Genomic DNA, 23,652 nt, shown 5'->3' with positions numbered 1-23,652 from the left:
TTCCAGTTATGGTGTTAAATTTCGTGTTGTGATTTAGGAAATATTTTAAAACCTTATTTCGATACTTTTATTCCGCGAGCATTATAAAAACCGCCCATTCCATTTAGTCCTAGTCTAAATAAGCCTTAAATTTGCACCACATTAAAAAAAATCAAATTTCATGAAAAAATTAGTTTTATTGAGTGCTGTCGTTTTTGGAATGGTATTTTATTCCTGTTCTAGTGATGATGATAATGCTACTAAAGAAGAAGTGAACTTAGTCGGCGATTGGCAATTGACCAATGTTGATTTTATAACCATGACTGAAGGGGGGATTCCTGCAAGCGATGGTTGTATCGTAGAACTCATTACGGGTTATGAATTTCGTGCAGATTCCAAGTTTTATTTCATATTAACGGATGGTGAATATCAATTGTTCGATCCTTACGCCGCTGAATTTTGGACGTGGGAAGGTAATATGGAAGATTTTGCAATCATTCAAACAAATAAAAAAAGACCTGGATATCACTTTGGGTTATCACCTGAAAATATTGTAGTAAAGGAAGTGGAAGGCAAATCAGTAATTACTTTCAATGGAGAATTGGGTAATGGATCTAAAGCCAAATTCACTTTGGTAAAACAGAAGATTGATAGAAGTAAATCTCCCGTGTTAACGAATCCTGATGGTTCATCTTATTATTGCGGGTTTTTTGATAATAAATAAGCAGTCCTATTAAAGTGTAGAAAGCCCCACAAAGGGCTTTACTAATCTGACCGGGCGCATTTTCAAAGGTATCTTTTAATTTAAGATACTATGGAATGTGCCCAATTCAGATAAAATAAGCAGCGTTATAAAAATCTTTCCACCATTTATGTTTAGGAATTTTACATGTTTACTTTTAATACTTTTTCCTCTCTTAGTCCTTTCACAAAGTACCGGAGTAATCCAAGGGAAACTTATAAATGCCCTTGATGATCAAGTGGAAAATGTTGAAATACGGTTGGTTGAAACCAATGGTAAAACGCTGACCAACAAGGAAGGCAGATTTATTTTTAAAAACCTTCCTCCTGGAAATTATAATATCTATCCCATTTACGACGGTTTTCAATTCGGCATTGAAACCATACAAATTAAGTCTGGCGAAGTACAGAATGTGATCCTTCACATTGAAATGATGACTTACGATTTGGATGAAGTCAGGCTTAAAACTTTAAGTTTAAGTGAGAAATTGAAAAACAGCGCCATCAAATCGGATATTATTTCTGTAGAAACTAATACCCGACGTGCCAATTCTGTAGAAGATTTGGTGGATAAAAGTCCGGGGGTTAAAATCAGAAATATAGGCGGCTTGGGATCTACAAGCAATGTTATTGTGGGTGGCTTTCAAGGCAATGCCGTAAAGTTCCTTTACGATGATATTCCGATAGATTATCTAGGATCCAACTATGGATTAACCAAAGTGCCGACTAATGCCATCAGTCGCGTGGAAATTTATAAAGGGGTATTGCCTACAAAAATAGGGGTAGATGCCTTAGGCAGTGCGATCAACATTGTGCCTAAAAACATTAATAAAACTTCTGGTACGGTATCCTATGAAACCGGATCTTTTGACACCCATATTGCCACTGCCAACGCCAGTATTAAATTAAATGAGCACTTGTATTTTGGAGTGAATAGTTTTTACAATTATTCAAAAAACAATTATAAGGTGGATGATCTACCTTACAAAGATCCCAATAGTGGTAAGGTGGCTTATATAAGAGAGCGCTTGTTTCACAATGCTTTTAACCAGCATTCTTTAGAGTTCTCATTACAAGCCTATAAGTTATCGTGGGCAGAATCCATTGAGTTTAAAGTCAATTCTTATGGTTTGAAAAAGGAAATTCAAAACGATCCCTTTTCGCGAGCACGCCCTTTCGGAGAAGTATACCGTCGAGAGCGTGGGAACTTTATTCCTTCTGTTAAATACAAGAATCATTTCTTTGAAAACAGATTAAGTGTCAATCAGTTTTTGGTGTTTAGTCAGATCTATTTTGAGATCTTTGATTTGGCAAAAAATGTGTATTATGATTGGAAAGGCGTTGCTCATCCTACTAATTCTGGATCAGAAATGGGAAATATGCTTTTGGATAAGGGCTATCTAGAAAACAACTTTAAACAATTTACCTCACGTACCAACCTTAACTACTTAATCAATGAATATTTTCAAATAGAAAATAATACGGTTTTTAGCCATTACAACCGAAAGTCAAACGTTGGTGACCTTAATCTGAATGGCACCAACTACAATAAGTTGATTACCAATTTTGCTTTAAATTCACAATTTTTCGATCGTAAATTGGAATCGAATACCCAATTTAAATTCCTCTTAGGAAATTTTGTCGGGCAGTATAATGCGTCCGAAAATCCATTGGAAGAAAATATCATAAATAAAGATGTGGTCAATACCGGCTTGAGCTTTTCACAAGCTTTAAAATACAATGTCAACGCTAAAAGCTACGTCCGATTATCTTACGAAAACACCTTCCGATTGCCCGAACAACAAGAATTGTTTGGAGATAATAACTTTATTATCGCTAATTACGAACTGACTCCTGAGGAAAGTAGGAACATGAATTTGGGATATACCTTTGCCGCCGAAACTTATGGTTTTGAAATAAACACGTATTATCGCGATACCAAAAATTTGATTCGCCTTAAAGACATCAACCAATATCAAGCTACTTTTCTCAATTTGGATAATGTCAAAGGATTTGGCGTGGAACTTCAGGCCCATTATGAGCCCTTAGATAATTTGCGTTTATCAGGAAATTTAACTTGGAATGACTTTCGCTTACAATCGTCTAATGATAGTTATGAAAACAAGGAGCATTTTAAAAACGCGCGAATTGCTAATATGCCTTTTTACTACGGAAATTTTAGCGCATCCTATAATGTTAAAGAAGTGTTGAATTTGTCTACCGATCTCTCTTTTTTCTGGGATTATTCCTATGTGCATCAATATTATCTTGATTATATTGAAAAACAATTTGAGCCTAACGGTTTTCTAGGATTGTTCGGTAATTCAAAAATTAATACCAGCCGCATCATTCCGAATCAACAAACGCATAATTTCGGATTTATTTATGTGCGAGATTTCTCAAAACAGAGTATTTCTTTTAGCGCAGAATTAAAAAATGTCTTTAATGAAGATGTTTATAACGAATTTAAAATGCAAAGCCCGGGGCGACATTTTAGAGCGAAAATAACTTACAGTTTCTAATATGATGAAGTTTAAAATATTTTATAAAGCCTTTTTTTGTTTCCTATTGTTGGGATTCATCTCATGTGAAGTGAACAATCTTGACGACGCGAATAAAATTCCAAAAAGTGATTATTCTAGTTTTAATTATGTGTTAGCTACAGAAGATGCATCCACTGCTAATATTACACGGTTTTTTAGTTTCACTTTAGATGATGTAGATCCTAATAAAACGTATGATTTGATTCAGGAGAATCAAAAATTTATCAATTCCGATCCCTCAACGTCGTCGGGGCACCAATTCTTTAAGAATTATATCTTTAGTATGGCCAAGGATAAACGAGGGTTCTCTTCTACACCTGGTTTGTTTCGATTAAGTTTGAACAGTTCTGAGCAAATTTTCATCGAAAGCGAAATATTTATTGGAAAGGACAATCTATTTCCTTCGCGCAAATTAGTGCTGTACAATGAAAATCTCGGTTTTTATTTTAATGAAGATACTGGCGGTCAGACCATCCAATCGTTCAATCCGCTAACTATGCAATTAGGCGAATCCTTAAATCTGCGCGATAATATCAAAGCATTTCGGCCGGATGCAGAATTTGAGGATGAGTATGGTAATAATTTAATACGGACAGGATCTCTGGTCATGGATTATCAAGACGATAAACTTTATGTGAGTGTTGTTTTCTTGAAAGAGGCCAGTTTTAATATCATTCCAGAAACTGATAACAATTTTTATTTGGCCGTCATTGATATTCCGAGTTTTAGTTTTGAGAAAATCATCTCCTATGCAGGTGTTAAAACGGTGGGGTTTTATGTCTCTGAAAATAATCCCACAACCAAAGACGAAGATGGAAATCTTTATTTCTGCTCCTGGGGTTGGAATCAATTTAGCAAACATGATCCTTCCAAGGTTTTTCGAATCAAGGCCGGTGAGACCGACTTTGATAGAGATTGGGAGATCGATATTGAATCACATTTTGGCGAGGGTAGAATTGCCCAGTCCATTACATCCTATAATAATAAATTATACCTTCATATATCTAAAGATCCTTATTTATTCACTTCCAGTGAAGATGTATCCACCAGAAATGGTTTAGAACTGTCGTATTACGAATTTGACACCGACAATCCACAAAATTTTACCAGATTGGATATTCCCACCTCCAATCCGTCGGCGCGTATGAATATTTTTAATATCATAGACGATAAACTTTTTATAGTTGTGCCTAACGCGATTCCGGGTAACTTTAGCGGTCTGTATTCTCTGGATAGAAAGGGAACGCTTAAAAAGGAGCTGCAGATTGAGAATAAATATCGTCCTACGCGATTTTATAAGTTGGGGAACTAGAATTGGTTTCCGTTTTATAACTATGAGCTAAAGCCTTGGGATTATTCGGTATTATGGATATTAATAGCGTTGGAATAACCCCAGCTTCAGCTGGGGGTAAGACGAAAGACGTGACGTGGGCTTTAGTCCAACCTCCTCAGTCCTCAAATCTCTCAAACTTATAAGTCTCCATAAACTCATCATATTCCTCTTGATATGTTTTTTTAGAGTACAGCTAGAAAGTATATTGAAAATCAGGAAGCTCATCATCCAATTACAATTGTCCAAACTTGTAACTATATTAGCGCAAAACCTATTGCCATGACCAAAAATTATTTCAGCTGCTATACCTTTGCGCTCTTTGTATTTCTAAGTTTCTTTTCTTTCAATCTTTTTGCTCAAGAATCTCTCCCAGAGAACTTTGATGCTTGGATAGAATCGGGGAGAAAAGATTGGAGAATACCTGGGATGGCCGTGGGCATTGTAAAAAATGGCGAAGTGGTGTATGCCAAAGGCTTTGGAGAAAAACGATTGGGAAGTGGGGAGAAGGTGGATGCCAATACCATTTTTAGTATTGCCTCGGTCAGTAAAAATATTACGGCCGCTGCTCTTGGTATTTTAGTGGACGAAGGAAAAATAAAATGGGATGATAAAATCACCAAACACATCCCTTGGTTTCAGTTAAAGGATCCGTGGGTCACTCAGGAAATTACCATTCGTGATGCACTGACGCACCAAGTGGGCTTGGGACGGATATTAGGCAACCGACTGCAGTTTATGACCAATAGTTCAAGGGATAGCGTGCTCTATCAGATGCGCTATATGGAATTGGAAAAACCTTTCCGTACGGAATTTGTGTACAACAACGTCATGTATTCATTGGCAGGACAGATCATTGAACATGTGGATGGCCGCACTTGGGATGCCTTTTTGAAAGAACGACTTTTTGAGCCCCTTGAAATGCATTCAAGCACAACCAGTATCACGCAATTAAAAAGCACTGATAATCTGGCGTATCCACATCAGGAGATCGATGGCAAAGTAGTGCCGATTAAAAGACGAAACTGGGATAATGCTGGTCCAGCAGGCGGTGTGAATTCTACAATAAATGATTTGAATAAATGGATGCTGATGCAATTGGGCGATTCAGGGACCTATAATGGAAAAGCCATTGTCAGTGCGCAGGAGATGAACGAAATCCACAAACCTCAAATGGTACAGCGACCAGCAAATGCGTTGTCAGGGCAAGGAAGTTATGGTTTTGGATGGAATATCAGCGATTATAAAGGAAAGCGTGTGCTGACTCATGGTGGTGCGACCGACGGTTTTAATACGGCGATGTATTTGATGCCAGAGTTGGATTTGGGAATTATCGTGGTGGGTAATAATTTCAATTCCTTGGGAAATGCCGTTGCCTTTCAGGTCATGGATGCCTATTTGGGAGAAAGCAAGGTGGACTGGAATGACCGCTATTTACAAAGCTATTTGATCTCTTATGAACGCGCCTTGTTAGCACGCGAGAAAATCCATAAAGCCAGAGCAAAGAGTTCAAAATCTAGTTTGGATAGAGATGATTATCTAGGGATATATAAGTCTCCAGGTTACGGAAAAGTAGAAGTTAAACGTGATGGAAAGGATTTGGTGTTGCGCTTTTGGGATTCTAAAGACTTGGAAGCTAAGCTTGAGCATTGGCATTATGACACTTTTAGAGCAGTTTGGAAAAATCCTGCGCAACGTGAAGAGTTTATGCAATTCCATTTGGGCAAAGATGGTAAGGTGGAATCTTTGGACTTTGAATTTGTCCTGAGACCTTTATCCTTGCAAGTAGGAGCTTACCCGTCGAACTACACCCATTCAGAAAAGTTTATAAAACAGTAGGAGTCTTTAAGGAATTGACTTTATTAAGGAGGAGATCGCTTTCCGCCGCGATGTTTAAAATTATTTAGAAATTCTTTGTTCAGATACTAAAATAAAAATTCAGCACTCTAATCAGGTTGCTGAATTTTTATTGGTCTCAAATTAAGTTAAAACCCCGTCAGAACGTTCGTCGGGCTGGTTTGTACCTTAGTGCATCTTGCTTTAGCTTCTAAATATTTTGACACGAATTTCACGAATTTTCACGGATTTACTCATCCTTGGAGAATACTGGCATAAATTAATTATCATAAATTTCACCAATGCAAAAGACTTTCTGTCCGTTTAAAAAAAAACGCCAGAATGCATGTCTGGCTGGTATGGTTAGTTTAGTATGTTCGGCATGTTTATAAAAATGTCCAGAATGACTTTTTCTGCAATATCATGATCTCTCACAATATTATAGAGACGCCTTGCATTCTATTGCCATACATCCGGTACTACTCTTCAACTGCTTTCTCGTCTTTTTGCTTAAATTTTATAATCACTACTTCTAGTTGCATATCGTTTTTTTAGAGGATCATAAAGCGGATGATAATTGGAAATAAAAAAGCCACTTTTTTTAAAGTGGCTCAATTCGTTATCGTTTTGTATTCTTGAATTATTGAATAATACCTCCGCAACTTACGCGCCCTCCAGCATTACCTGTAGGTTGGGTTTTAAAGTCATCAACATCCTGATGGACGATCACTGCTTTTCCTATGATGTTTTTGTTAACGTCGTCACAGCCAATACACCATTCGTCAGTGCTAAAAGTAATGGTTCCGTTACCATTGGCGTCAGCGGTAAGGTTTCCAATATCGCCTTTGTGGTAACCTTCAGCGCTTCCCCATTTGCCGTGAGGTTGCTTGGTTGGATTCCAGTGGCCTCCAGTTGAGGTGCCATCGGCTGCTGAGCAATCTGCTTTTTCGTGAAGGTGGATAGCATGTTCGCCTGGCGTCATTCCGCTAAGGACTGTAACCATAGTGACAACACCATCTTGTTCAGTGAAAACAGCGCTGCCTTTTACTTTACTATCGCTTTTAGGTTCTAATGCAATTTCAAGTTTTTTAACTTCAGGAGCTTTGGTGACCATTGGCATTTCTTTCTTTGTTTCTTCTACTGTAATCTCTTTTTTATCGTTTTTACAAGAGTTAGTCAAAGTCAAAGCAAAAACGGCAATGAGCATTAGTGATAATCTTTTCATGGGTAGTGGTTTTAGTGTTTAATTAATAAAATTACGGTTTTTTATATGAATACTCCTACTTGAATTATAGGATAGGGTCCGACCATTAAGCGTTTTTCGTTTTTAAATGCTGATAAAATTACTTTTAATTGAAGAGTTCACATGACTTATATCATAGTTTTAATAGCGTGTTCACGATAATTTTGAATCAAATTTAATCAAATAAGAATGAATAGGTCTTTAATTGATAAATACAACGTTGCTGGTCCAAGATATACCAGTTACCCGACTGTTCCTTATTGGGACGAGCAAACTTTTAATATGCAGGGATGGAAGGATTCACTTTTAAAAGCTTTTACTGAAAGCAATGCAGAAGAAGGGATAAGTCTTTACATCCATCTGCCATTTTGCGAGAGTTTATGTACTTTTTGCGGCTGCCACAAGCGCATCACAAAGCAGCATAGTGTTGAAATTCCTTATATCACGGCTTTAGTGAAAGAGTGGAATTTATATTGCGATTTGCTGCCGTCAAAACCCAAAATAAAGGAAATGCATTTTGGTGGTGGTACGCCAACATTCTTTTCGCCAGTGCACTTGAGTTTGCTTATCAATAGTATTTTACATCGTGCCACACTGTCTGAAAACTATGAGTTTAGCTTTGAAGGACATCCAAATAATACGACAGAGGAACATTTAAAAACTTTTTATGACCTCGGCTTTAGACGGGTCAGTTTTGGTGTTCAGGATTATAATGAAACGGTTCAAAAAGCCATTCATCGCCTGCAACCTTTTGAAAATGTCAAACGGGTTACTGAACAAGCGAAAGCCATTGGTTACACTTCGGTGGGGCATGACCTTATTTTTGGATTGCCTTTTCAAACCGAGGAGCATGTTAAAGAAACCATAGCCAAAACAAAACTATTGAAACCCGACCGCATTGCATTTTACAGTTATGCGCATGTGCCGTGGATTAAAGGTAATGGCCAGCGTGGATTTGATGAAAGCAATTTACCGTCAGGAGAAGCAAAACGACAGCAATATGAAATAGGCAAAGCACAACTTTCAGAAGCGGGCTACCACGAAATTGGGATGGATCACTTTGCTTTAGAGTCTGACTCGCTTTATCAATCGATGATGAATGACCAGCTTCATCGCAATTTTATGGGCTATACGGCTTCAAAAACCAAGGCAATGATTGGCTTGGGAGTTTCATCCATCAGCGATAGCTGGTACGGGTTTGCGCAAAATGTTAAAAATCTTGAGGATTATTATCACTTGATAGAGGAAAATATAATTCCCGTGGTAAAAGGACACATTTTGAGTGCGGAAGACTTGATTGTAAGAAAACATATTCTAAATTTGATGTGCCATTTTGAAACTTCTTGGATCGAAAAGGAACTTTATTTTGAAGAATTACCTAAGATTTTAGAGCATTTGGAAGAAATGGAACACGATGGTTTGTTAGTCCGCAGTGAAGGTCAATTGCAAGTAACCGAGAAGGGTAGGCCATTTGTAAGAAATGTCTGTATGGCTTTTGATGTGCTTTTGAAACGGAAAAAACCAGAAACACAAGTGTTTTCAATGACCATATAAGTAATACGACTTATAGAATCTTTCAATACCTTAGTGTTATTAAAAAATAACCGTACCTTTTAATAAGATTAATACAAAATAATTATGAAGAAGATAATTGTACCTATAGACTTTTCAGAATATTCAGAATATGCTCTTGAGGCTGCTGCTATTTTGGCAAAAAAGAATAATGCTGAAATTTTCGCATTGCACATGTTAGAAATGTCCAATGCCGTATTCACAGCTACAGGAGAGAGCCAACAGCCTAAAATGTTGTTTTTTTTAAGACTGGCGGAACAAAAATTTCAGGAATTCTTAAAAAGAGATTTTTTGGAAGGTGTCAAAGTCACTCCAATTGTCAAAAACTTCAAGGTTTTTAGTGAGGTAAGCGAGGTTGCTGAAGAGCATGGTGCTGATTTGATTGTAATGGGATCTCATGGTGTTAGTGGGTTTACAGAAGTTTTTGTAGGTTCAAATACTGAAAAAGTGGTGCGCCACTCCAAACTGCCAGTTTTGGTTGTTAAGCAAAAACCTGGCAATCTTACTTTCGAAAATGTTGTGTATGCTTCTGATTTTTCTGAGGAAAGTGTCGATGTCTATAAGCGTGCGTTAAATACCTTGGGTTCCGATTCAACGGTGAATTTACTGTATGTGAACGTTCCAGGCGAAAATTTTAAAAGTACTGCCGAGATGGAACAGGACGTGGCCAACTTTTTAATGAAGGCCGAAGGGAATCTGAACAATTTGAATAAGGTGCATTATGTGTCGGACTATACGATACAAAAAGGCATCATTAATTTTTCAAATGTTTTTGGAGCCGATTTGATCGTCATGCCAACACATGGTAGAAAAGGATTGGCACATTTTTTTGAAGGTAGTATTTCTGAAGATATGGCCAACCGTGCTAATCTGCCAGTCATGACTTTTAAAATATAGTAGGTAAAATATAAGCGGTTGATGACTTTTAATTTATAGCATGTAGTTACGGTGGTTTAAGGGGTTAAAGTGTTATATGTTTTAAATCAGATGAAATTATCCGAAATATGATTTTTGTCATATTTCACTTTATTTTAAATTTTCATCTTTGATATATCAAACACTAAAACAACTATTATACTTATGAAATCAAAACTAAAAATTACCGTACTATGTGCCTCCGTGCTTTTGCTCTTTAGCTGTTTTAAAGAAAAAAAAACGGAATATGCTGCAACTGAAGATATTCCAGTTAGCCGAGAGATGCTTGCGGAATTGACCGCGCCACCACACGTGCCAGCGCCTGTTGGAAATCGAAAAGCAAAAAAACTCATCGTCAAAATGGAAATCCTTGAAGCAGAGGGCGAAATTACCGATGGCGTACGTTATGTTTATTGGACTTTTGGCGGATCAGTTCCAGGAAGTTTTATCAGAGCCCGAGTAGGCGACGAGATTGAATTCCATTTACAAAACCATCCCGATAACAAACTCCCTCACAACATTGACTTACATGCTGTGAATGGTCCAGGTGGAGGTGCAGAATCTTCTTTTGTTGCTCCAGGGCACGAAAAAGTATTCTCTTTTAAAGTATTATCTCCTGGATTGTATGTTTACCATTGTGCTACAGCACCAGTAGGGATGCACATTGCAAACGGAATGTATGGTCTTATTTTGATCGAGCCAGAAGGCGGATTACCTCCAGTGGATAAAGAATACTATGTGATGCAAGGTGATTTTTATACAGCAGGTTCTAACGGTGAACGTGGCTTGCAACCTTTTGACATGCAAAAAGCGGTTGACGAAAAAGCTGATTATGTAGTGTTTAATGGTAAAGTTGGAGCCTTAACTGGCGACAATGCGTTGACTGCTAAAGTAGGAGAGACCGTTAGACTATTTATGGGTAACGGAGGTCCTGGCTTAGTGTCGTCGTTCCATATCATTGGAGAAATATTTGATAAGGTGTTTGTTGAGGGCGGAAGTCTGGTCAATGAGAATGTTCAGACCACGCTGATTCCTGCCGGTGGTGCAGCCATGATTGAGTTTAAGGTGGATGTTCCAGGATCCTATATTTTAGTGGACCATTCTATTTTTAGAGCGTTCAACAAAGGTGCTTTAGGCATGTTGAATGTAACCGGAGAAGCGAATAAGAAAATCTACTCTGGTGAGCTTATGGATAATATTTATCTTCCAGAAGGTCCAGGGATCCAAAAAATGCCTACCACCAATGAGATTAAAGAGTCTGATATTCCTGCAAAATCATTTGAAGAACAAATGAAATTCGGAAAACAGATTTATGGTCAAACCTGTATCGCCTGTCACCAAGCAGAAGGACAAGGTATTGCAAATGCATTCCCTCCGTTGGCAAAATCAGATTTCTTGAACGCAAATGTTGATCGCGCTATTGATGCTGTACTTCACGGATTAAGTGGAGAGATTACCGTAAATGGGTTGAAATACAACAGTATCATGACCAAACAAATGATTTCACAAGAAGAAGTTGCCAACGTATTGACCTATGTGTACAACAGTTGGGGCAATAATAAAACGGTAGTGACTCCAGAAATGGTCAAGAAAGTAAAAAATAAAAAATAAGTTGAAATTGAACTTCAACTTGAAAATGAACTTATACTTGAAATGATATTAATATTTTGAGGAGCTTTATAAACCGTTTGAAATTGGAGTTTAATGTGACCTAAAAGCTCATGCCTCATACCTCAAACCAATACTAATACCTCAAACCTAATACCTAAAAAATGCGTACCAAATTCTTCAGATTGTCCTTTGTTTTGATCTTATTCCATATGTTTAGTTATGGGCAATCTGAAGATATGGCGCGTATTAAAGGTGCACGCTACATTCCTTTGTACGGACGGGATTCCACCGTTGTTGAGGTCAAGGATTTTGATTTGGATGTTTATCCTGTTACGAATGAAGAGTACATCAAGTTTGTACAGAAATTTCCACAATGGCAAAAATCAAATGCTAAAAAAATATTTGCCGATGGGATGTATTTGCGAAATTGGAAAAACGATTTTGAACTCAAAGATGGTGAAAAGCTGAATAGTCCAGCCACCTATATTAGTTGGTTTGCGGCCAAGGCCTATTGCGACTGTCAGGGCAAACGTTTACCAACCATGGACGAATGGGAATATGCAGCGATGGCTGACGAAACCGTTAAGGATGCCCGCATCAAAAAGTCCTACAATGAGCAAATCTTGTCTTGGTATGAAGCGCCACGATCAAACGAAAATCAAATTGGACAAAACCCAAAAAACTTCTGGGGTGTTTATGATTTGCATGGTCTAGTTTGGGAATGGACTTCCGATTTTAATTCGGTGTTACTTTCTGGCGAGTCAAGAAAAGATAACGAAAAAGACAATAACCTGTTCTGTGGAAGTGCTTCCTTAGGCGCTACAGATTTAATGAATTATGCTGCATTTATGCGCTACGCCTTTAGAGGCAGCATCAAGGCCAATTACGCGATAAAGAATCTCGGATTTAGATGCGCCAAAGATATTGAAACCCAATAATACTCATGAAACGAGCATGCTAAAAATATAATCCCCATGAAAATGAGTGATAGCGAAAAGCAAGCTTGTACTGAGCGAAGTCGAAGTATGACGGTTGAAAAATAATAAATTTAAACACATGAAAAAAACCTTTTTTATACTGTGTAGTATTCTTTTTATAGGATTTACTGCTTGTAAAAATGAACCTAATAAAGCATCGGATGAAACAGTAGTCTTTCAATGTCCGATGAAATGTGAAGGCGATAAAACTTACGACGAACCAGGATCTTGTCCGGTTTGTAAGATGGATTTAAAAGAAGTTGCGGTTGAAAAAAAAGTGGCTTCTGATGAAATTTCAGACCTTTCTATTTTTAATCTTACCTCGACTTGGACCAATCAAAATGGAGAAGATCTTCAATTTGAAGATTTAAAAGGTGATGTATTGGTTGCGGTCATGATTTATACCTCCTGTAAAGCAGCTTGCCCACGATTGGTGGCAGATATGCGAAATATTGAGGAGCGACTTTCTAAAAAAACAAAACAACGCGTGAAAATGGTTATGGTTAGCATTGATCCGAATACAGATACGCCTGAGCGTTTGAAAGCATTTGCTGAAGAAAATGTTATGGATAAAGCGCCATGGTTATTTCTGAGATCATCTGAGGATAATACCAGGGAGTTTGCCGCTGTAGTCGCTGTGAATTACAAGAAAATTTCTCCAATTGATTTTTCACATTCCAACATCATTACGGTGTTTAATGATCAAGGCGAAATGGTATTTCAACAAGAAGGCTTAGGAGTTAATTCCGATGCTACGATTCAAAATATTGAAAAGGCAGTCGCTGCCATAATGTAATCTCCCAATCTTAATAGTTCTTGCCGATAGCCAGCCCTTCATCCAAAAAAAACATGAAGGGTTTTTAATAAATACCTTATGAAAAAAGTAATTCTTTTCGCATGCATAGGCATGTTGAGTCACACCATTTTTGCCCAAGAATTTGGTATGGATTTGCAATTGAGACCTCGTGTTGAGTACCGACATGGTTTTAAAACCTTAATTCCTGATGGCGTTGACGCGGCTACTTTTGTGTCGCAGCGATCAAGACTGAATTTCAAATATGGCAGTGAAAAACTGAAAGCGTATATTTCATTGCAAAACGTCCGAGTTTGGGGCGATGTCAATACTTTATCTGTTAATGATGTCAACGGAACAGCGATCCATGAAGCTTGGGCATCTTTCAAATTAGATTCTGAATTTTCATTCAAAATGGGACGTCAGGAAATTATTTATGACGACGCTCGAATTTTCGGAAATGTGGATTGGGCACAAGCGGGTAGAAGTCATGATGCTTTTATCGCCACTTACCAACCTAATGCCAAAAACCGTTTGGATGTTGGTTTGGCAATGAATGAACAGGATGAAACATTGTTTCAAAAAGATTATGATGTCAACAACTACAAGGCATTCCAATATGCATGGTACCATACTAGTTTGGATAATATGAATTTAAGCTTATTAGCTTTGAACACAGGTTTTACCTATGAAGCTAATGGAAAACAGGAAGTGGATTACAATCAAACATTAGGTGCTTTTGCTTCTTTTGGAAAAAAACAATTTAAGGCAGATGCGTCTATTTATTTCCAAACCGGAAAGATTGCTGATCGCAGTTTAAGCGCATATAATATGGCAGGAAACTTATATTATCAGGTAGCTTCAGAGTTTACCGTAGGTGTTGGTGCTGAAATCCTATCTGGTACCGATATGGATACGACTTCAGACAAGCTCAATTCTTTCAACCCTTTATTTGGAACCAATCATAAATTCAACGGGTGGATGGACTATTTTTATGTAGCCAACCATATCAATTCTGTGGGTTTATTAGACATCAGTGTGCCTTTAAAATATCAAAAGGAAAAAGTGACTTTGCAATTGGTACCCCATCTATTTTCATCTGCGGCGAATGTATTTGACAATTTGGGCCATAAAAAAGACAACTATTTAGGAACTGAGATAGATTTTTCCTTTGGTTATAAAATCGCCGATAATATCGATTTTCAATTGGGATACTCGCACATGTTTGCCACAGAAACCATGCAAGTCCTAAAAGGTGGTAACCACAAAAATACCAACAATTGGGCTTGGGCCATGTTTGTGTTTAAACCAAAGTTGTTTACCTATACTAATAAACAATAGAATACCCTAGAATAGCATTTATAATTTCCCCGAAGTATATCCCAAATGAGCTTTAAGTTCGGACGAGAGATACTTCGGGATTTTTTTACCTTCCTCTAGAGAAATTCAAACTTCTCATTTATAATCTGCCGTGCACAAAAACCTGAAATAAAAAGGTTTTACCACAGATTTACTTCACTTTTATGAGAATCTTTTTCTGATTTCTCCACTCAAAAAATATTTTCCAAGTCTTAGCAATCGAGGTTTTTTTTGTGTTGGTAATTAAGGTTTTATAAAATAATTTTAAAACAGGACAAAATTATCCTAAATATGATTTTTATCATGTATTCTTTTATTTAATGCGTTTAAATTTGGTATCGGAAATCAAAATGACATATTCTGACTTCGTAGTTTAAAAACAATAAATAAAAAATTCAATTGAGAACTAAAACTAACACAAAATGAAAAAAACACTAATGATTTTTGCAGTATTGGGATTAACAATACTTACTGGGTGTGGTAATGGGGAAAAGAAAGAGGCTTCTCCATACGGTAAAACGGAACAAAAAACTGAAGCTAAAGCGGTTGATGCTACTCCTGCTTCGGTAAGAGTCGATTTGACCAACAAAGGTATCGGTCCAATTAAATCGGTAACCTTGTCGCCAGAAATCGATAAAGAAATGGCTGAAAAAGGAGAGGGCGTTTTCAAAATGAACTGTACGGCCTGTCATAAAGCAGACAAAAAATTCATTGGTCCAGCTCCAAAAGGAATTTTGGAAAGAAGAACTCCAGAATGGGTAATGAACATGATCATGAATCCTGACGAAATGACCCAAAAAGATCCATTAGCTAAAGATTTGTTAGTCGAATTTAATGGTTCACCAATGGCCAACCAACACATGTCTGAAGAACAAACAAGACAGATTTTGGAATATTTTAGAACTCTATAATAGATATACTTAAATAACCTTTCACAAACCAAAAGCTAAACTCATATGAAATCAATCCTTAAAATGATTTTTGTTTCGTGCGCATTACTCGTGTTTGCAGCTTGTAAAAATGAAACAACCACCGGATCGGGAACCACCGAAGGTTCCGCCAAAAGCGATGTCCAAACCAAAAACCAAGGACAGGCTTTTATTGAAAATGATGAATCAGCACCAAACATTCTCCAAATTGCCATCGGTTCGCCAGACCACACCACATTAGTGGCGGCTGTGCAAGCAGCAGGATTGGAAAACGCTCTGGTTAACGCTGGACCTTTAATGGTTTTTGCACCAACCAATGCAGCTTTTGATGCTTTGCCAGCAGGAACAGTTGAAGAGTTAATAAAGCCTGAAAACAAAGAAAAGCTAGCTTATATTTTGAAAAACCACGTGACTCCTGGGAATTATTCGAAAGATTTTTTGAAAAAATTCAAAAAAGTTGGACAGGCCAGTGGTGAAAGTGTCGCTGTGGAAGTTAAAGGTGATGATGTGTATGTGGGCGGTGCTAAAATTTTAGCAAGTATTCCCGCAGGTAATGGAATTATTCACGTCGTGGATAAAGTAATCTTGCCAGCAAACTAATTTTAAAACAATTTAATCAAACAATAGGACAATGAAAAAATCAATTAATATTTTATTTTACCTGGTTATAGCTGCCGGATTGGTTAGCTGTAATAATGGGAATGACAAAAAAGGTCACAAGGGAGGCCAAGGTGGTCTCGCATCTAATGCTGCAGAAAGAGTGTATGTGGCTCCAGGTGAGCATGATGAATACTACGCATTTATGTCTGGAGGTTTTAGTGGCCAGCTAAGTGTTTATGGATTGCCATCAGGACGTTTGCTAAAGGTTCTTCCAGTATTCTCACAAAATCCTGAAAATGGATATGGTTATAGTGAGGAGACCAAGCCAATGTTAAATACATCATACGGGTTTGTGCCTTGGGATGATTCGCATCACCCTGATATTTCACAAACAAAAGGTGAATTGGATGGCCGTTGGATTTTTATCAATGGAAACAACACGCCGCGAATTGCGCGTATCGATTTGAAAAACTTTGCAACCGAAGAAATCATTGAGATTCCAAACAGTGCTGGGAACCATAGTTCATCATTCATTACTGAGAATACCGAGTATGTGGTAGCGGGAACACGTTTCTCTGTGCCAATTCCACAGAAAGATATGCCTATAAAAGATTACAAAGGAAACTTTAAAGGTTCTCTAACTTTTATTAGCGTTGATCAAGAAACGGGACGTATGGGAATTAAATTCCAATTGATGATGCCTGGATTTAACTATGATCTTTCTCACCCAGGTCGAGATAAGAGTCACGGTTGGTTCTTCTTTACCACTTATAACACTGAAGAAGCGCATTCTTTATTAGAAGTGAACGCTTCCCAAAATGATAAAGATTTTATCGCTGCGGTTAACTGGAAAGTAATTGAAGAGTATGTGAATAATGGTGGAGGTACAAAAGTTCCTGCCAACTATGCACATAACATAATGGATGAAAACACGCATACTGCAACTTCTACAATGATGAAAGAAGTTCTTACTGTAAATCCATTGGATGTTCCTGGAGCTGTATATTTCTTACCAACTCCAAAATCGCCACACGGATGTGACGTTGATCCATCAGGTGAGTACATTATTGGTAACGGAAAGCTTTCTGCAGACTTAACAGTTCATAGTTTTACCAAAATGTTGGATGCTATTAAAAACAAGAAATTTGATGGTGAAGCGTATGGTATTCCAATCTTAAACTTTGAAGATATTTTAGCTGGTGTAGTTAAACAACCAGGATTAGGACCATTGCATACAGAATTTGATGGTAAAGGAAACGCTTATACTACCTTCTTTATCTCTTCGGAAGTTGTAAAATGGAGAGTAGGAACTTGGGAAGTTTTAGACCGTCAGCCAGTATTCTACTCTGTAGGACACGGAATGATTCCTGGAGGTAACTCACGTAAGCCGTTTGGTAAATACTTTGTAGCCTTAAACAAGATTACAAAAGACAGATACCTGCCAACGGGCCCAGAGCTTACACAGTCTGCTCAGTTATTTGATATTAGTGGAGATAAAATGGAGCTTTTACTAGATTTCCCAACCATTGGTGAACCTCACTATGCCGCTGCTATTCCTGCGGAGTTGATTGCAAAAAATTCTAGAAAAATCTATAAGCTTTCTGAAAACAAGCACCCTTATGCTGCGCTTTCTGATGCTGACACTAAAGTTGTGCGTCAAGGAAAAGATGTGCACGTGTATATGAATTTAATTCGTAGCCACTTTAACCCTGACAATATCGAAGGTATTAAAGTAGGAGACAAGGTTTTCTTCCACGTGACGAACCTTGAACAAGATTTTGACGTACCTCATGGGTTCGCTATAATTGGAGCTAATAATGCTGAATTGCTTGTGCTTCCAGGAGCGACTGAAACCTTGGTATGGGAACCAAAACAAGTGGGAGTTTGGCCGTTCTATTGTACAGACTTCTGTTCTGCACTTCACCAAGAAATGCAAGGTTATGTTCGTGTGAGTCCAGCAGATTCAAATATTGAATTGTCCTGGAGTTTAGGTGAGGATTAAATTGAAATAGATTACCAATAGTATAAGGGTAGGGAAATTTTGTTTTAGTGTTTATTTCCATACTCACAAGGCGAGAGTTGATTTATCGCTCTCGCCTTTCTATTCCTGCGTGGTTGCTGAGCATGTCGATGTAAAGGCAGGAATCTCAAATAAAACGGGATAATTCATCCTATAAGCATGTAGAATGCAACTGTTATAATGATGATTATCAAAACGGAATTGAGTATTAATTAAAAAACGATTCCTGTTTCACGGGAAGTAATATTATGAAAAAAGCTGGTATAATAATGATAATAGGATCCCTGTTGTTATTAGGGCTGTTTAAGTTCCCATTGTGGAATATTATGCTCGGCGCTCCTCAGTACCCAGACCCGCTTGGGATGAATATTTATATTCAAGGTATAGAAGGTGTTGAAGAATTTGATATTAAAAATATTGACGGTCTTAACCACTACATCGGGATGAAAACCATTCCCAAAGTTGAAGAAATGTGGGAGTTTGAAGTATTTCCTATGGTTATAGGGATTATGGTAGGACTTGGAGTGATCATCGGTTTGCTGGGTTTCTTTGGAAAAGTGAGTTACAAATGGTTTCTAGGCTGGTTCATACTGATGTCAATCCTTGGCGTCATGGGAATGTACGATTTCAACCTGTGGCTCACACAATACGGAACTGATTTAGATCCGAAAGCGATCATGAAACTTGAAAACCTGGATGGTACGCCAATGACGTATAAACCGCCACTAATTGGTTATCAAAAGATGCTTAACTTTGATGTGGATTCTTGGCCAGCTGCTGGAGCTTATATGATCTTCATCGGCATGATGCTTACCGTAGTAGCCTTCTTTGTTGGAAAAAGTGCCTCTAAAAAAGTAAATTAAAATCAGAAAAAATGATGGATTAATTGTTTCTCGAACTTTAACGCTCGTACTTGCAATAGTTTACGAACTAAGTCTTTGTTCTTGATTCTAAAAGCGAAGCGGCGCTCACTGAGCTTGTCGAAGTGTCTTGATTCTTTTTTATACATTTTTAATTAATTATAAATAAAACTACAAATAGATGAAACAGTTTATTTTTCTTGGTATTATAAGCCTTTTATTGGCGTCATGCAGTGCTGAGCCGCAACCTATAAATTATGGTTCTGATGCTTGCCATTATTGCGAAATGACTATTGTGGATAAACAACATGCTTCGCAATTAGTGACTTCAAAGGGAAAAGCCTATAAATATGATGCCATTGAGTGCATGGTGCACTCGTTACAGGATGAGTTTGCAACTACCGAAATGGCGCACTATTTGGTGGCAGATTTAAATCAACCGGGCGAATTGATTGATGCTACAAAAGCTTCTTACTTGATTAGTGAAAATCTGCAAAGCCCAATGGGAGCGAATCTTTCCGCTTTTTTAAATGCAGAAGCCGGAAAGAAAGCCCAAGAAAAATTTACAGGCAAAACTTATACCTGGAAAGAAATTCAGGATCATCTGAGATTATAACATAAAAATGGCTTCAGCAGTTTCTGAAAGACTAAAAGCCATCAACAAGTGCTGAGGTTTTTTTATAAATTTCGAAATTGCACGGGTTTTTAAGTGTTCATTTTCAAGAAATTCGATTTATGAAACATTATTAAAATCTGTTTGTTCAACTTTTTTTATTATCTCGCAAGAGAATAACTTCGTATTGATAAAATTTAATTTTATTTTGAAAAATAAACACTATATAGTCTTCTTTTTAACGGCATTGTTATCCATGACCAGCGTATGGTCAAAAACCATAACGGTTTGTTCTTCTTGTGCCGTCAAAACCATCCATGAAGCGATACAACAAGCTGCAGAAGGCGATACCATTTTGGTTAAAAAGGGAATTTACAAGGAGTCCAATTTGAAAATCGATAAAAGCATTACGCTAATTGGCGAAGGTCTTCCCACGATAGATGGCGAAGCAAAAGGCGAAATCATTACCATTGGCGCCGATAATGTGACGCTCGATGGTTTTAAGATTATCAACGTCGGCGTGAGTTACACCACCGATTATGCTGCCGTAAGACTCATAAAGAGTGAAGGCTTCACCATTCAAAATTTAGACTTGGAAAAACTTTTCTTCGGAATTTATCTTCAAAAATCAAATAATGGCAAAGTCATAAATAACAAGGTTCGCGGAGAGGCGGTTACGGAGTTTAACTCAGGAAATGCCATTCACTTATGGTATTGTAAAAATGTCGAAGTACGCGGCAATGATGTTCGGAATGTTCGCGATGGTATTTATCTTGAATTTTCTGATAATATAACCATCACTGATAATTTTAGTAAGAACAACGTGCGCTATGGGCTTCATTTTATGTTCAGTAATAATAACAAGGTTATTAATAATGTGTTTGAAACCAATGGTGCTGGAATTGCCTTGATGTTTTCAAAATTCATGGAAGTCAAAAAAAATGTCATTACCAAAAACTGGGGAACCGCAGCTTATGGGTTACTCCTGAAGGAAGTCAACGACGTTAATCTTATCAACAACAAATTTATCGAAAATACAGTAGGCATTACGGTTGAAGGAAGTAATCGTCTGTTGTACAGCAACAATGATTTTATAAGTAATGGGTATGCCATTAGAGTGAAAGGCGCTTGTTATGATAATCAAATTATTGAAAATAACTTTCTCTACAACTCCTTCGATATTTCCTATAATGGAAAAATTAACGACAACAAATTTGATAACAATTTTTGGAGCAATTACACCGGCTACGATTTGGATAAAAACGGCATAGGCGATGTCCCATACCGACCCGTAAAGCTCTTCTCCTATATTGTGAATAGAACCCCGGAAACGATAATTCTATTGCGAAGTCTGTTTATAGACCTGATAGATTTTTCTGAAAAAGTTTCCCCAGTATTTACCCCAGATGATTTGATGGACGAAAATCCAAGAATGAAACGTATCAACCATGATAGACCATGATAGAAATTAAAGATTTATATAAAAAATTTGGAAAAAACGAGGTCTTAAGTGGCCTCAATTTAGAAATTGGAGAAGGCGGTATTTTTGCCGTGCTGGGTCCCAATGGTTCAGGAAAAACAACGCTTATAAAGTCTATTTTGGGCATGGTTATTCCTAATAAAGGGACCATTACGGTATTGGGCGAGAATATAAAAAGCGGCTCTGATTACCGACATAAAATCGATTATCTGCCTCAAATAGCGAACTTTCCAAACAATTTAAAAGTAAAGGAACTCATTACGATGATTAAGGATCTCCGTGGGAATGTGGACTTGGATGAAGAATTAATCACGCTGTTTAAATTAGAACCTTTTTTAGATAAAAAACTGGGCAATCTTTCTGGCGGAACCAAGCAAAAGGTCAATTTGGTATTAACCTTTATGTTTGATAGTCCTTTGGTCATTTTGGACGAACCAACATCAGGTCTGGATCCCATTTCCCTATTACGCTTAAAAAAATTGATCCAAGCCGAAAAAGCCAAAGGTAAAACCATTTTGATTACTTCACATATTATGAGTTTCGTGGAAGAGATTTCAGACGAAATCGTATTTCTTTTGGAGGGTAAAATCTACTTTAAAGGAACGATTACCGAACTCAAAGACAAAACCAATCAACCGGATTTCGAACATGCCATCGCATCCATTTTAACCGACAATCATGCTTAAAATATTAAAATACAGTTTTTACGATCTCATGCGTAGCCGTTGGAGCTACGTCTATTTTGCATTCTACTTATTGCTTGGTGTTGTGTTGTTGTTCTTAAACAATGACCTGTCCAAAGCGGTCATCACTTTAATGAATGTAATTATTGTTTTGGTACCACTGATCGGAACCATTTTTGGGGTCATGTATTATTATAATTCCAAAGAGTTTACCGAGCTCTTATTGGCACAGCCTTTAAAACGATCGTCCATTTTCTTAGGCCAGTATCTGGGCGTGGCTATTTCACTGTCCATGAGTTTGATTTTAGGATTGGGCATTCCGTTTGTTTTTTACGGTCTGTTTATGTCTAATGCCATTTGGGATTTTTCCTTATTGCTAATCACAGGAACTTTTTTAACGTTCATTTTTACAGCCTTGGCTTTTAATATCGCATTATCAAACGAAAACAGAATAAAAGGTTTTGGTTATGCCATTTTACTATGGTTATTTTTAGCCATTATTTACGACGGGGTCTTTTTAATGTCGCTGATCATTTTCTCAGATTATCCTTTGGATAAATTGTCTTTGGTGGGCACTATGTTGAACCCTATCGATTTGTCGCGAACCCTTATTTTACTAAAGCTCGACATTTCGGCATTGCTTGGTTATACCGGCGCCGTCTTCAAACAGTTTTTTGGCACCAATTTAGGATTGATCGTATCTTTTGTGGCCTTGACTTTATGGGTAATTTTGCCAGTGTTAAGAATCACTTCTAAGGCAAAGAAAAAAGATTTTTAATATTTAGATTCACTATTGTCCGGAAAAGAATTAAGACCGCTCCGCTGATAGAACCAAGAACAAAGACTAAGCACGTAATTAATTGAAAATATGGGCTGTAAAATTCATAATTAGAATGGATTATGATGTTTCAGAGATAGTTTCCAAAAACCGAGAAATGAAGGAGGTTAGGATTAAAAACGTTGAAAGAACTTTATTGATCAGTATTCTTTGAAGATCAACGCAACTTTAATCGGACAACAATGATTTAGATTAAAAATGAATTCTGATAATTATCAACTATAATGATGAATAGTATGCGTAAATTTGTAGTATGATCGCAACCCTTGCACATAAAATCACTGCCTTTATATTGGTATTAATATTATTCGCACATAATATCAATACTCTTGTTATTATTGGTGATTTTGTGGCGAATCAAGCGGTCATAGCAAAAAACTTTTGTATTCAAAAAGATAATCAACAAGGCTGTAACGGAAAATGCCAGTTGACCAAACAGTTGAAGCAGAGTACGCCAGAATCAAATACCGATGTACCAGCGCAAGAGACCAGACGTATGTCTTTAGATGTTTTTTGTCTGTTTGATATTGAGGTAGTAGAAACTCCAAATAATAGTGTCGCTACCATCCAAAACAACTCTTTTGGATACTTACAACGTGTTATTATTCAGTATCAAGACATCGATACGCCTCCTCCCAATTTTAGTTAGTTTTTCGAACAATAAACCTCATGGTTTTTCCTTTTTTTTCCTGGCTTATTTAATTAAGTGAGCGAAAGGTGTTTGCACGTA

20 protein-coding genes are annotated in these 23,652 nt (G+C 37.3%); 19 read left to right on the top strand and 1 reads right to left on the bottom strand.

The window, feature by feature from the left end:
* Positions 1-160: 160 nt before the first annotated feature.
* From ACOH2D_RS14395 to ACOH2D_RS14380, 4 genes are all read left to right on the top strand, one after another.
* Complete coding sequence (locus ACOH2D_RS14395; protein WP_348035504.1) at positions 161-703, top strand: hypothetical protein; 543 nt, start codon at positions 161-163, stop codon at positions 701-703.
* A 148-nt stretch (positions 704-851) separates the two neighbouring features.
* Positions 852-3,242 (top strand): TonB-dependent receptor, encoded by a 2,391-nt coding sequence (locus ACOH2D_RS14390; protein WP_449535639.1) that lies wholly within the window; start codon positions 852-854, stop codon positions 3,240-3,242.
* Between the two features lie 70 nt (positions 3,243-3,312).
* The gene (locus tag ACOH2D_RS14385) at positions 3,313-4,575 is read left to right on the top strand and encodes a DUF4374 domain-containing protein (protein WP_449535638.1); all 1,263 of its coding nucleotides are present in this window, start codon (positions 3,313-3,315) and stop codon (positions 4,573-4,575) included.
* Positions 4,576-4,875: 300 nt separating this feature from the next.
* Positions 4,876-6,432 (top strand): serine hydrolase, encoded by a 1,557-nt coding sequence (locus ACOH2D_RS14380; protein ID WP_449535637.1) that lies wholly within the window; start codon positions 4,876-4,878, stop codon positions 6,430-6,432.
* 637 nt (positions 6,433-7,069) lie between these two features.
* Here ACOH2D_RS14380 and ACOH2D_RS14375 read toward each other — a convergent pair.
* Complete coding sequence (locus tag ACOH2D_RS14375; RefSeq protein WP_449535636.1) at positions 7,070-7,654, bottom strand: superoxide dismutase family protein; 585 nt, start codon at positions 7,652-7,654, stop codon at positions 7,070-7,072.
* A gap of 207 nt (positions 7,655-7,861) precedes the next feature.
* Here ACOH2D_RS14375 and hemN point away from each other — a divergent pair, with 207 nt between their 5' ends.
* From hemN to ACOH2D_RS14300, 15 genes are all read left to right on the top strand, one after another.
* Entirely contained in the window at positions 7,862-9,226 is a 1,365-nt protein-coding gene (gene hemN / locus ACOH2D_RS14370) for an oxygen-independent coproporphyrinogen III oxidase (RefSeq protein WP_449535635.1), read from the top strand.
* Positions 9,227-9,310: 84 nt separating this feature from the next.
* The gene (locus ACOH2D_RS14365) at positions 9,311-10,141 is read left to right on the top strand and encodes a universal stress protein (RefSeq protein ID WP_449535634.1); all 831 of its coding nucleotides are present in this window, start codon (positions 9,311-9,313) and stop codon (positions 10,139-10,141) included.
* Positions 10,142-10,324: 183 nt separating this feature from the next.
* Positions 10,325-11,770 (top strand): copper-containing nitrite reductase, encoded by a 1,446-nt coding sequence (nirK, locus tag ACOH2D_RS14360; RefSeq protein WP_449535633.1) that lies wholly within the window; start codon positions 10,325-10,327, stop codon positions 11,768-11,770.
* A 161-nt stretch (positions 11,771-11,931) separates the two neighbouring features.
* Positions 11,932-12,708: a formylglycine-generating enzyme family protein gene (locus ACOH2D_RS14355; RefSeq protein WP_348035514.1), complete on the top strand. Its 777-nt coding sequence runs from the start codon at positions 11,932-11,934 to the stop codon at positions 12,706-12,708.
* 118 nt (positions 12,709-12,826) lie between these two features.
* Entirely contained in the window at positions 12,827-13,543 is a 717-nt protein-coding gene (locus ACOH2D_RS14350) for an SCO family protein (protein WP_449535632.1), read from the top strand.
* Positions 13,544-13,621: 78 nt separating this feature from the next.
* Positions 13,622-14,881, top strand: a complete 1,260-nt coding sequence (locus ACOH2D_RS14345; protein WP_348035517.1) for an alginate export family protein — start codon at positions 13,622-13,624, stop codon at positions 14,879-14,881.
* 440 nt (positions 14,882-15,321) lie between these two features.
* The gene (locus ACOH2D_RS14340) at positions 15,322-15,810 is read left to right on the top strand and encodes a c-type cytochrome (protein ID WP_348038375.1); all 489 of its coding nucleotides are present in this window, start codon (positions 15,322-15,324) and stop codon (positions 15,808-15,810) included.
* 45 nt (positions 15,811-15,855) lie between these two features.
* The gene (locus ACOH2D_RS14335) at positions 15,856-16,428 is read left to right on the top strand and encodes a fasciclin domain-containing protein (RefSeq protein ID WP_348038373.1); all 573 of its coding nucleotides are present in this window, start codon (positions 15,856-15,858) and stop codon (positions 16,426-16,428) included.
* 31 nt (positions 16,429-16,459) lie between these two features.
* The gene (gene nosZ / locus ACOH2D_RS14330; protein WP_348038371.1) at positions 16,460-18,430 is read left to right on the top strand and encodes a Sec-dependent nitrous-oxide reductase; all 1,971 of its coding nucleotides are present in this window, start codon (positions 16,460-16,462) and stop codon (positions 18,428-18,430) included.
* A 266-nt stretch (positions 18,431-18,696) separates the two neighbouring features.
* Positions 18,697-19,311 (top strand): hypothetical protein, encoded by a 615-nt coding sequence (locus ACOH2D_RS14325; RefSeq protein ID WP_348038369.1) that lies wholly within the window; start codon positions 18,697-18,699, stop codon positions 19,309-19,311.
* Between the two features lie 178 nt (positions 19,312-19,489).
* Positions 19,490-19,924 carry a nitrous oxide reductase accessory protein NosL gene (locus ACOH2D_RS14320; protein WP_348038367.1) on the top strand — a complete coding sequence of 145 codons (435 nt, stop codon included), beginning with the start codon at positions 19,490-19,492 and terminating at the stop codon, positions 19,922-19,924.
* 253 nt (positions 19,925-20,177) lie between these two features.
* Complete coding sequence (locus tag ACOH2D_RS14315) at positions 20,178-21,383, top strand: nitrous oxide reductase family maturation protein NosD (protein ID WP_449535649.1); 1,206 nt, start codon at positions 20,178-20,180, stop codon at positions 21,381-21,383.
* Positions 21,380-22,087 carry an ABC transporter ATP-binding protein gene (locus tag ACOH2D_RS14310; protein WP_348038365.1) on the top strand — a complete coding sequence of 236 codons (708 nt, stop codon included), beginning with the start codon at positions 21,380-21,382 and terminating at the stop codon, positions 22,085-22,087. The genes ACOH2D_RS14315 and ACOH2D_RS14310 overlap by 4 nt, the downstream gene beginning before the upstream one ends.
* The gene (locus ACOH2D_RS14305) at positions 22,080-22,862 is read left to right on the top strand and encodes an ABC transporter permease (protein ID WP_449535631.1); all 783 of its coding nucleotides are present in this window, start codon (positions 22,080-22,082) and stop codon (positions 22,860-22,862) included. The genes ACOH2D_RS14310 and ACOH2D_RS14305 overlap by 8 nt, the downstream gene beginning before the upstream one ends.
* 313 nt (positions 22,863-23,175) lie before the next feature.
* Entirely contained in the window at positions 23,176-23,571 is a 396-nt protein-coding gene (locus ACOH2D_RS14300) for a hypothetical protein (protein WP_449535630.1), read from the top strand.
* Positions 23,572-23,652 lie beyond the last annotated feature (81 nt).

The sequence above is a fragment of the Gelidibacter sp. genome (genome assembly GCF_053579655.1).
The sequence above is the reverse complement of the archived record's forward strand: the minus strand, read 5'-3'. Positions and strand labels throughout refer to the sequence as shown.